The organism is Iodobacter violaceini, from assembly GCF_011601265.1.
GTDB classification, from domain to species: domain Bacteria; phylum Pseudomonadota; class Gammaproteobacteria; order Burkholderiales; family Chitinibacteraceae; genus Iodobacter; species Iodobacter violaceini.
The window spans coordinates 101,697-111,915 of sequence record NZ_JAAOLX010000013.1; the positions used below are offsets into that span (position 1 = coordinate 101,697).

12 protein-coding genes are annotated in these 10,219 nt (G+C 47.8%); 9 read left to right on the plus strand and 3 right to left on the minus strand.

Features of this window, described 5'->3' with window-relative positions:
- Positions 1-35: 35 nt before the first annotated feature.
- The 4 genes from rplS to HA050_RS19715 all read left to right on the plus strand — a co-directional run bounded on the left by rplS (position 36) and on the right by HA050_RS19715 (position 2,787).
- Positions 36-419 (plus strand): 50S ribosomal protein L19, encoded by a 384-nt coding sequence (rplS, locus tag HA050_RS19700; protein ID WP_099396458.1) that lies wholly within the window; start codon positions 36-38, stop codon positions 417-419.
- 74 nt (positions 420-493) lie between these two features.
- Positions 494-979: a methylated-DNA--[protein]-cysteine S-methyltransferase gene (locus tag HA050_RS19705; protein WP_166829968.1), complete on the plus strand. Its 486-nt coding sequence runs from the start codon at positions 494-496 to the stop codon at positions 977-979.
- The gene (xerD, locus tag HA050_RS19710; protein WP_166829970.1) at positions 976-1,899 is read left to right on the plus strand and encodes a site-specific tyrosine recombinase XerD; all 924 of its coding nucleotides are present in this window, start codon (positions 976-978) and stop codon (positions 1,897-1,899) included. The genes HA050_RS19705 and xerD overlap by 4 nt, the downstream gene beginning before the upstream one ends.
- Before the next feature lie 102 nt (positions 1,900-2,001).
- On the plus strand, positions 2,002-2,787 hold the full coding sequence (locus HA050_RS19715; protein ID WP_240929181.1) for a mechanosensitive ion channel family protein: 786 nt from the start codon (positions 2,002-2,004) through the stop codon (positions 2,785-2,787).
- Between the two features lie 70 nt (positions 2,788-2,857).
- Here HA050_RS19715 and clpA read toward each other — a convergent pair whose 3' ends face one another.
- Positions 2,858-5,122, minus strand: coding sequence for an ATP-dependent Clp protease ATP-binding subunit ClpA (clpA, locus tag HA050_RS19720; RefSeq protein ID WP_166829974.1), 2,265 nt, complete (start codon positions 5,120-5,122; stop codon positions 2,858-2,860).
- Positions 5,119-5,430: an ATP-dependent Clp protease adapter ClpS gene (gene clpS / locus HA050_RS19725; RefSeq protein ID WP_046351600.1), complete on the minus strand. Its 312-nt coding sequence runs from the start codon at positions 5,428-5,430 to the stop codon at positions 5,119-5,121. Before clpS ends, clpA begins: the two co-directional genes overlap by 4 nt.
- A 308-nt stretch (positions 5,431-5,738) precedes the next feature.
- Here clpS and HA050_RS19730 point away from each other — a divergent pair, with 308 nt between their 5' ends.
- Positions 5,739-5,942, plus strand: coding sequence for a cold-shock protein (locus tag HA050_RS19730; RefSeq protein WP_046351601.1), 204 nt, complete (start codon positions 5,739-5,741; stop codon positions 5,940-5,942).
- A 113-nt stretch (positions 5,943-6,055) separates the two neighbouring features.
- Positions 6,056-6,259 carry a cold-shock protein gene (locus HA050_RS19735; protein ID WP_046351602.1) on the plus strand — a complete coding sequence of 68 codons (204 nt, stop codon included), beginning with the start codon at positions 6,056-6,058 and terminating at the stop codon, positions 6,257-6,259.
- 131 nt (positions 6,260-6,390) lie between these two features.
- Here HA050_RS19735 and icd read toward each other — a convergent pair whose 3' ends face one another.
- Positions 6,391-7,614 carry an NADP-dependent isocitrate dehydrogenase gene (gene icd, locus HA050_RS19740; protein ID WP_099396453.1) on the minus strand — a complete coding sequence of 408 codons (1,224 nt, stop codon included), beginning with the start codon at positions 7,612-7,614 and terminating at the stop codon, positions 6,391-6,393.
- Between the two features lie 125 nt (positions 7,615-7,739).
- Between icd and HA050_RS19745 the strand changes: the two genes are divergently transcribed.
- The 3 genes from HA050_RS19745 to mnmA are packed head-to-tail and all read left to right on the plus strand — an operon-like array spanning position 7,740 to position 9,943.
- Positions 7,740-8,363, plus strand: coding sequence for a pseudouridine synthase (locus HA050_RS19745; RefSeq protein ID WP_166829977.1), 624 nt, complete (start codon positions 7,740-7,742; stop codon positions 8,361-8,363).
- Between the two features lie 36 nt (positions 8,364-8,399).
- Positions 8,400-8,849: an NUDIX hydrolase gene (locus HA050_RS19750; protein WP_166829980.1), complete on the plus strand. Its 450-nt coding sequence runs from the start codon at positions 8,400-8,402 to the stop codon at positions 8,847-8,849.
- Positions 8,850-8,881: 32 nt separating this feature from the next.
- Positions 8,882-9,943, plus strand: a complete 1,062-nt coding sequence (gene mnmA, locus HA050_RS19755; protein ID WP_205836516.1) for a tRNA 2-thiouridine(34) synthase MnmA — start codon at positions 8,882-8,884, stop codon at positions 9,941-9,943.
- The last annotated feature ends 276 nt before the right edge of the window (positions 9,944-10,219 follow it).

Consider the following 10,219-nt stretch of genomic DNA (forward strand, 5'->3'; position numbering starts at 1 on the left):
TTTGAAGGAACAAGCTTCACATTGGAGTTATACCCATGAATTTGATTCAACAACTTGAGCAAGAAGAAATCGCTCGCTTAGCTAAGACTCTTCCTGAATTCGCTCCTGGCGATACCGTGATCGTTCAGGTCAAGGTTAAGGAAGGTACACGTGAGCGTCTGCAGGCTTATGAAGGCGTTGTGATTGCTAAGCGTAATCGTGGCCTGAATAGCTCCTTTATCGTGCGTAAAATTTCCGCCGGTATGGGTGTTGAGCGTACTTTCCAAACTTACTCTCCGCTGGTTGCTGGTGTTGAAGTGAAACGTCGCGGCGATGTACGTCGTGCTAAGCTTTACTACCTCCGTGATCGTTCAGGCAAGTCCGCACGTATCAAGGAAAAATTGCCAGCTCGTAAGGTTGTTGCAAAAGCTGCTGCTTAATTTTTTTAAGCAATACAGTATTCAAACGCGGGCCAGGTGCCCGCGTTTTCGTTTCCATAACATCTGGGTTTGTTATGCGTATCGAAAGTACAGATCGTTATGCCGTTATTTCCAGCTCTGTTGGCCCAATTGGGCTGGCCGAGCGTAATGAGCGTCTTGTTTTAGTCGAGTTTCTTCCCTCCTCCTCTCCTTTGCAGATGGCTCATGGCACTTTGCTGCAGGAGGCTGCTTATCAGCTGGCAGCTTATTTTCAGGATCCTTTTTTTATCTTTGATTTACCTTGGGCTTTGTCTGTAAGTGAGCATCAAAGTAAGGTTTTGGATGAAATAGCGATGATTCCTATTGGGCAGCTGACAACCTATGCAGAAATTGCTAAGCGAATTTATTCAAGCCCCCGTGCTGTTGGCGGTGCTTGCGGGCGTAATCCTTTACCTTTACTGATTCCTTGTCATCGGGTTGTGGCCGCTGCAGGCTTGGGTGGTTTTAACGCTGGTCGCAATGGTGTGGACTGGTTGCCAATTAAGCGCTGGTTGCTGAAGCATGAGGGTGTTGAAATATGAGCGAAGCCCTTATGGATGAACAGCTGGTATTGATTGATGAGTTTTTGGATGGCGTATGGCTTAGTGATCAGTTATCTAAGAATACAATTGACAGCTATCGTCGTGATTTGCTGATTTGGGCTCATTGGTTGATTACAGAGCGTAAATGCAATTTGCTGGCTGCAGACCGGGAGTGCGTTCAGGCATTTTTGGCGAGGCAGGCACGTGATATGAAAGCTGCAACTTTGGCCAGGCGTATGGCCAGTTTGCGAAAATTTTACCGCCACTGGATCTTATCCGGGCAAGCTGGCTTTGATCCAACTGCAGAGCTGACTGCTCCTAAGCGAGTGCGCCCTTTGCCAAAAGCGTTGGATGAAGCAAGGATTGAATCTCTGTTGCAAGCGCCGGAGCTTGATCAGGCCAGTGGCCTGAGAGACAGAGCCATGCTGGAGTTGATGTATGCAACCGGTTTACGTGTTACTGAGCTGGTAACTTTGCCTTTGGGGCAGATTAAATTACGTGAACGCTATGTGCAGATATTGGCTGGTAAAGGTGGTAAACAGCGTTTAGTGCCGATGGGGGAGGTTGCTGCTGATTGGGTTGAGCAATATTTGGCGCATTCCCGCCCTGCTCTGGTGGGGGGGCATCAAGTGGCAGAGGCGTTTGTAAATCAGCGGGGGCATGCATTAACCCGCCAAGGGTTTTGGTACATTATTAAACAATATGCAGCAGCGGCTGGAATTGATAACAAACATTTAAGCCCTCATGTTTTGCGGCATGCATTTGCCACTCACTTGTTAAATCATGGTGCGGATTTACGTGTAGTGCAGATGCTATTAGGGCATGCAGATATTACAACGACACAAATTTATACTCATGTAGCGACAGCCCGTTTGAAATCGTTGCATAAAGAACACCATCCGCGTGGTTCTCGTTCATAAGCGCAATCGCAATATGCTAATCTCATAATTAACCCGCCGTCTGGCGGCTTTGGGGGATAGAGAATGGACGCAACGTGGGCGCAAAAATACCAGGATCTTGCCATGGGCTATGTGGCTGAGTTTGGTGTAAAAATCATTGCTGCAATTGCTTTTTGGGTAATCGGCAGATGGTTAATTGGCTTGGCAGTACGTTTAGTACAAAGTTCTTTAGGTAAGCAGAAGGTAGATCCAACCGTTTTGCGTTATGTGGGCTCTGTCATTACTGTTACGCTGAACATACTTTTAGTCATCGGCATTCTGGGGTATTGCGGTATTCAAACCACGACCTTTGCAGCTTTAATTGCTGCCGGTGGTATCGCGATTGGGATGGCGTGGTCTGGCTTGCTGGCCAATTTTGCGGCAGGTGCATTTATTATTGTTTTGCGTCCATTTAAAGTTGGGGATTTTGTTGCCGTAGCAGGAGTAGTAGGCACAGTCAGTGAGATTGGCTTGTTTTCTACTATGCTGAATACGCCAGACAATGTAATGACTTTAATCGGAAACAATAAAATTTTTTCCGATAACATTCAAAACTTCACCTTAAATCCATTTCGTCGCGTTGATTTAAAAGCACAATTGGCTGGAAGTACAGATCATGCAGCGGCTATGCAGGTTTTGCGCGAAAAGATTGCTGCGATTCCGAACGTGCTTGCTGATCCTAAGGTTGATGTAGAAATTCTTGAATTTAATTTGGTTGGACCGGTCCTGGTGGTGCGCCCGTATTGCCATAATGATCATTATTGGCAGGTTTACTTTGATACCAATCGCACTATTAAAGAGAGTCTGGCAGCTGCTGGGTTTCCGGTGCCTATGCCTGCGCAAACAGTTGTGGTGCAACAACAGGCTTAATTAATTCTTATTGGTCTTGGAATAAAAAAAGCCCCTTCTTAAATGAGAAGGGGCTTTTTGTTTGGGAGAATCAGGCTGGTATCGCTATTTTATTAGGAATTTCCAAGCTGACTTTTCCATCGTCATCAATATCAATCGTGACTTCACCGCCATGAATTAAACGGCCAAAGAGTAATTCATCGGCCAGCGCCTTGCGGATGGTGTCCTGAATTAATCTGGCCATTGGCCTTGCTCCCATCAATGGATCAAAGCCTTCAGCAGCGAGGTGTGTTTTCAAAGCCGGGGTAAAATGTGCTTCTACTTTCTTTTCCTGTAGCTGGACTTCGAGCTGAATCAGGAATTTATCCACAACTTGCATAATAATTTCATGCGAAAGTGGGGCGAAAGGAATAATTGCATCCAGACGGTTGCGGAACTCTGGTGTGAACATGCGCTTAATTTCCTGCATCTCATCGCCGGTCTGTTTGCTGTTGGTAAAGCCAATGACTGATTTTGTGAGCGTTTCTGCTCCCGTATTCGTTGTCATGACGATAACTACATTTCTGAAATCAGCCTTGCGCCCGTTATTATCTGTAAGCGTGCCATGATCCATCACTTGCAACAGCACATTAAAGATATCCGGATGAGCTTTTTCGATTTCATCCAGCAGCAATACTGCGTAAGGGTGCTTGGTAATAGCTTCCGTCAGTAAACCTCCCTGTTCAAAGCCAACATATCCCGGAGGTGCACCAATCAGGCGGCTTACTGCATGGCGTTCCATATACTCGGACATATCAAAGCGCAGCAATTCAATGCCCATCGTATAGGCAAGCTGACGGGCTACCTCGGTTTTGCCAACCCCTGTAGGGCCGCTAAATAAGAATGCACCAATTGGTTTTTGTGGGTTGCCTAAGCCCGCACGAGCCATCTTGATAGAGGTGGCCACAGATTCAATCGCTTTTTCCTGGCCAAACACAACGTGTTTAAGATCGCTCTCAAGTGTTTTTAGCGTGTTACGGTCATCTGTAGAGACACTCTTTGGCGGAATCCGTGCAATCTTTGCAACGATTTCTTCGATCTCGTGCTTGTTAATGGTTTTCTTTTGTTTCGATTTTGGCAGGATTTTTTGCGCAGCGCCGGCCTCATCGATGACGTCAATGGCTTTGTCAGGCAAATGACGATCATTGATATATTTCGCAGAAAGTTCGGCTGCCGTTGTGAGTGCCGCCAAGGTGTATTTCACGCCATGGTGCTGCTCAAATTTATCTTTCAGGCCCTTAAGAATTTCAATCGTTTGCTCTACCGTTGGCTCAGGCACATCGATTTTCTGGAAGCGGCGTGATAAGGCGTTATCTTTCTCAAAAATGCCGCGGTACTCAGTGTAGGTTGTTGCGCCTATGCATTTCAAAGAGCCATTAGATAAGGCTGGTTTCAGCAGGTTAGACGCATCCAGCGTACCTCCTGAGGCTGCGCCAGCACCCACCAGCGTGTGAATCTCATCGATGAACAGCACCGCATTGCGCTCTTCCTGCAGCTGTTTGATTACTGCTTTTAAGCGTTGCTCAAAATCGCCACGGTATTTGGTGCCAGCCAGAAGCGCGCCCATGTCCAGCCCGTAAACAGTGGCATCTTTAAGAACGTCCGGTACATTGCCTTCAACAATCCGGCGGGCCAGCCCTTCTGCAATCGCCGTTTTGCCTACGCCAGCTTCCCCCACGAGGAGTGGGTTGTTTTTGCGGCGGCGGCAGAGCGTTTGAATCACGCGTTCTAATTCATGCTCACGACCAATCAGAGGATCAATACGCCCGGATAGGGCTTGTTGGTTTAAGTTTTCTGTAAAGCTGCTGAGCGCTCCCCCTGTTGTTGTTTCTTCTTCATGTTCTTCATTTTGCTCTGTGCGCGGGATTGGTTGCTGGGCGTTTGCCGATTTTGCAATACCATGAGCAATAAAGTTCACTACATCCAGGCGGGTGATGGCTTGTTGATGCAGGTAATAAACAGCGTGGCTGTCTTTTTCGCCAAAAATGGCGACGAGTACATTGGCTCCGGTCACTTCTTTTTTACCCGAAGACTGTACATGCAGAATGGCGCGCTGGATGACACGCTGAAAGCCAATGGTTGGCTGTGTTTCAACTTCACCATCGCCTGACACAACCGGGGTGTGTTCTTTTACAAAATCACCCAGCTGGCGGCGCAGCTCGTCCATATGTGCACCGCAAGCGCGTAACACTTCAGCTGCTGAAGGGTTATCAAGCAGTGCAAGTAAAAGATGTTCCACGGTAATGTATTCGTGGCGCTTTTGCCTCGCATCCGTAAAGGCCATGTGGAGGCTGACTTCTAGTTCTTGGGCAATCATTCGTTCACCTCCATTGTGCATTGCAGTGGTTGCTGATGTTGCCTTGAATACTGGCTGACCTCTGCGACCTTGGTGGACGCAATGTCCTTGGGGAATACCCCGCACATTCCGCGTCCCTCTGTGTGAACTTTAAGCATAACCTGCGTTGCCCGTTCACGGTTCATTCCGAAAAATTTTTCTAACACATTGATGACAAAATCCATCGGTGTAAAGTCATCGTTTAGCAGAAGTACACGCCACAAAGCGGGTGGTGGTGAGAGTGTCGATTGCTGATTAAGTTCGGCATCGGTTTGATGCTGTGCAGGCATTTTTCTACCATATCGTGTGGTTTATAATCATTTTGGTCCGCCCCCGTTCTTTTTCAAGCTCTGATCTGCATGAAGATGGGTGGATGGCGTGCCTGCTCTTTTTATTGTGGTTTTTTTATTGGGCATAAGCATCTATTTTTAGAATTTTACTTGACCTCCGGTGTAAAAGTCGCGTAAAAAGGTGGCTCGAGTTTGATGTACAAGTTTCTGCAGTACCGGTTTGGCCGTTTTGCTGGTCTTGGACCTCAAACCTCATGGTGCCTCTTCGAGGCGGTTCATGTTTTACAAGTTGATAGGAAAGACCCCAAATGGCTCTGGGCACTGTTAAGTGGTTCAATGATTCTAAAGGCTTCGGCTTTGTTACTCCAGACGAAGGCGGCGAAGACATCTTCGCTCACTTCTCCGCGATCAACATGCCAGGCTTCAAAACCTTGAAAGAAGGCCAACGCGTTTCTTTCGAGATCACCAATGGTGCTAAAGGCAAACAAGCCTCTAACATCCAGGCTGCTTAATCCCAGTCAGGTGATATGGTATCCCGCTCATGCGGGTTTTTTCGGACCAACCCCTTAATCGGGCCTCATTTTGAGGTGGTCCATGTTTCATCGTTTAGATAGGAAGTGCCAAAATGGCTCTAGGTACCGTAAAGTGGTTCAATGATTCTAAAGGCTTCGGCTTTGTTACTCCAGACGAAGGCGGCGAAGACATTTTCGCTCACTTCTCAGCGATCAACATGCCAGGCTTCAAAACTCTGAAAGAAGGCCAACGCGTTTCTTTCGACATCACCAATGGTGCTAAAGGCAAACAAGCCTCTAACATCCAAGCTGCTTAATTAGCCGCTGGTGATCAAAAACCCCGCCAAGGCGGGGTTTTTTCACGTCTGGGGTTTGTGCATCATGGTTTTGATCAAATAAAAACCCCGCCGAAGCGGGGTCAGATCTGGCTGATTTGCCGGAGTCAGTATTACATACGTTCAATAATTGCTTTACCAAAGCCAGAGCAGCTTACTTCTGTAGGATTGTCCATCAGGCGGGCAAAATCGTAAGTAACAATTTTGTCTGCAATGGTTTTTTCCATCGCTGCGATGATCAGGTCGGCAGCTTCTTTCCAGCCCATATGACGCAGCATCATTTCAGCAGAAAGCAGTAGTGAGCCAGGGTTTACTTTGTCTTGGCCGGAATACTTTGGTGCTGTGCCGTGCGTTGCTTCAAACATGGCAACGCTATCAGATAAGTTTGCGCCCGGAGCAATCCCAATCCCGCCTACCTGTGCTGCCAGGGCGTCAGAAATATAATCGCCATTCAGGTTGAGTGTTGCAATTACATCGTATTCAGCTGGGCGTAAGAGGATTTGCTGCAAGAATGCATCAGCAATCACATCTTTAATGACGATACCGTTTGGCAGTTCAAGGTATGGGCCGCCATCAATTTCTATTCCGCCAAATTCTTTCTTGGCTAATTCGTAGCCCCAAGTACGGAACATGCCTTCGGTGTATTTCATGATGTTGCCCTTGTGAACAAGGGTAACGCTCTTGCGGTTGTTGTCGATTGCGTACTGGATTGCACGACGTACTAAGCGTTCGGTACCTTCTTTGCTAACGGGTTTGATGCCGATGCTTGAGGATTCCGGGAAGCGAATTTTCTTCACGCCCATTTCATTTTGCAAGAAATCAATGACTTTTTTAGCGCCTTCCGATTGTGCGTCCCACTCGATACCCGCGTAGATGTCTTCGGTATTTTCACGGAAAATAACCATTTCGATCTGTTCCGGGTGCTTAACAGGGGAGGGAACACCCTGGAAGTAACGAACCGGGCGCAGACAAACATAAAGATCAAGTTGTTGACGCAGTGCTACGTTCAGTGAGCGGATGCCACCCCCTACTGGTGTTGCCAGCGGGCCTTTGATTGATACAACATATTCTTGCAGTGCAGCTAGTGTTTCTTCGGGCAGGTAAGTGCCATCCGGATACAATTTGGAGGCTTTTTCACCACAATAGATTTCCATCCAGTGGATTTTACGGCCGCCACCGTAGCATTTCTTTACCGCAGCGTCGACAACGTCGATCATGACTGGGGTGATATCTACACCAATGCCGTCGCCTTCGATGAACGGGATAATCGGATTATCTGGAGTCGCAAGGTTTTGGACGATTTTCGCGCCATCTTGCGGAACTTTGATCAGGCTCATCTGTGTATTCCTGTTGTGTCGAGTGGTTTGTCGCATTTCGTCGGCTGGTATTGTGAATTTCTTGTGGGGCGCCGACGAAAAAACAGCCTATTATCGCTGTTTTGTAGCAATACTGCCAAGCCGCTATGCCTCAGCTTATACTTTTAAATAAACCTTACGGGGTGATCTGTCAGTTCTCCCCTTCGCCACCGCATGCTTCGCTGGCTGATTTTGTTCCTATTAAGGATGTTTATCCAGCAGGGCGTTTGGATACTGACTCAGAAGGCTTGCTGCTTTTAACGGATTCAGGGTCTTTGCAGGCGAAAATTGCCGATCCCAAGCATAAATTGCCTAAAACATATTGGGTGCAGGTAGAGGGTAGCCCGAGTTTGTCAGATTTACAGCCTTTGCTGACAGGCGTGGATTTGGGCGATTTTATTACTCAGCCGGCGCAGGTCAGGATCATTGAGGAGCCTTCTGGCCTGTGGCCACGTGTGCCACCTGTACGCTTCCGGGCCAGCGTACCCACAACCTGGCTGGAGATTATTATTCGGGAGGGCAAAAATCGCCAGGTGCGGCGTATGACAGCCAAAGTGGGCTTTCCAACCTTAAGATTGGTTCGCTATGCAATTGGGGAGTGGTCTTTGGATGGGTTATCTCCGGGGGCTTGGAAGGCTGAGACAGTTGATGCTCCCCGGCTTGTCAAGCCTGGTGCTTTGCCGGCAAAACCTAAGCAGCGCGGCCGTCGCGGGCCAAATAAAACGCGTTAAACATTATGAGTTGGCTTTATTTTTAAGGAAAATTCAATGTGGAAGCCTAATGCAACAGTTGCTGCTGTTATTGAAGAGAACGGGCGTTTTTTGCTGGTTGAAGAGCGAATTGCAGGTCAGTTAAAGCTTAATCAACCTGCTGGCCATATTGAGCATGGGGAGAGTATTGTTGAAGCGGCGATACGTGAAACATTAGAAGAAACCGCACACCATTTTGTGCCACGTTCTTTAATTGGCGTGTATCAATGGTCACCGCCGGAGCGGCCAGAGTTAACTTATCTTCGCTTTGCATTTATGGGCGATCTTGCCGGGATTGCAGTTGGGCGCGTTTTGGATGCGGATATTGAGCGGGCTGTGTGGTTAACCCGTGATGAAATTATGGCACGCGCTGAGCAGCACCGCAGTCCCTTGCTGCTGGCATGTATCGATGATTATTTGGCGGGGCGTCGTTACCCGCTGGAGATTTTGCGTGATTTTGATCGCTGAGGCGATATTATTACGTTTACTGGAATATAAGTATGTCTGACAAAATTGTAGTGGGCCTTTCTGGCGGGGTAGATTCCTCGGTGACCGCGTGGCTATTAAAGGAGCAGGGCTTCGACGTGGTTGGTGTCTTCATGCAAAACTGGGAAGATGATAATACCGATGAGTATTGTTCTATTAAAGAAGACAGCCTGGATGCGATCTCGGTGGCAGATAAAGTAGGGGTTGAGATCGAGCTGGTTAATTTTGCTCAAGAATATAAAGAACGAGTGTTCAGCTATTTCTTGGCCGAGTACTCGGCGGGCCGAACGCCCAATCCAGATATTTTGTGCAATAGCGAAATTAAATTTAAGTGCTTTCTTGATTATGCGATCAAATTGGGAGGCACTAAGCTTGCAACGGGGCATTACGCTTCAAATCGGGTGCGTCCGGATGGCCGGACAGAGCTGCTTCGTGCTAAAGACGCTAGTAAGGATCAAAGCTACTTTCTATATAAGCTTAGCCAAGAGCAAGTTGCCCACGCAGTCTTCCCATTGGGCAATATGCTGAAAACAGAAGTGCGTGAGCTGGCAGAGAAAATTGGCCTTCATAACGCCAGGAAAAAAGACAGCACCGGGATCTGCTTTATTGGTGAGCGCCCGTTCCGTGAGTTTCTTAATCGCTACTTGCCTAAAGTACCAGGGCCGATGGTTACGCCTGAAGGTAAGCTTATGGGGGAGCATATGGGGTTAATGTACCACACCATCGGTCAGCGTCAGGGCTTGGGGATTGGGGGAGAGGGAGCGCCTTGGTTTGTTGCAGGTAAGGACATGGCTAAAAATGAGCTGATCGTGGTGCAGGGGCATAATCATCCTTTGCTGCTTAAAGGCACTTTGCAGGCACAAGATCTTTCCTGGGTGTTGGGTGAGCAGCCTGCACTGGGGCGCTACACTGCGAAAACACGTTACCGCCAGCAAGATGCTGCATGTGAGCTGGTTTGGATAGAAGATGGGCGTTGTGAGTTACGCTTTGATGAGCCGCAGTGGGCCGTTACACCGGGGCAATCTGTGGTGCTGTATGACGGAGAAGTCTGCTTGGGCGGCGGAATCATCATATAAAGCGCTATATGTCATAGTTATATTGCTTCTGTTTTAAACAAGCCGCAGGAAAATGCGGCTTGTTTGCTTTTTTAATACAGATTTGTGTTTTATACAAATCAATAACTTAGCGTATTACTACGGTTTTATTGCTTGGTAGTGGTTGACCCGGTACGGCAAGGTCCGTATATTTCGGCCTCTCGCTGCAGCACACACGGAAACGAAGTGATGCAGAAGCAGCGAAACGATCTTTAAAAAAATACAGTCGATGAGTGTGAGTGCTTGATTCGGAAGCGA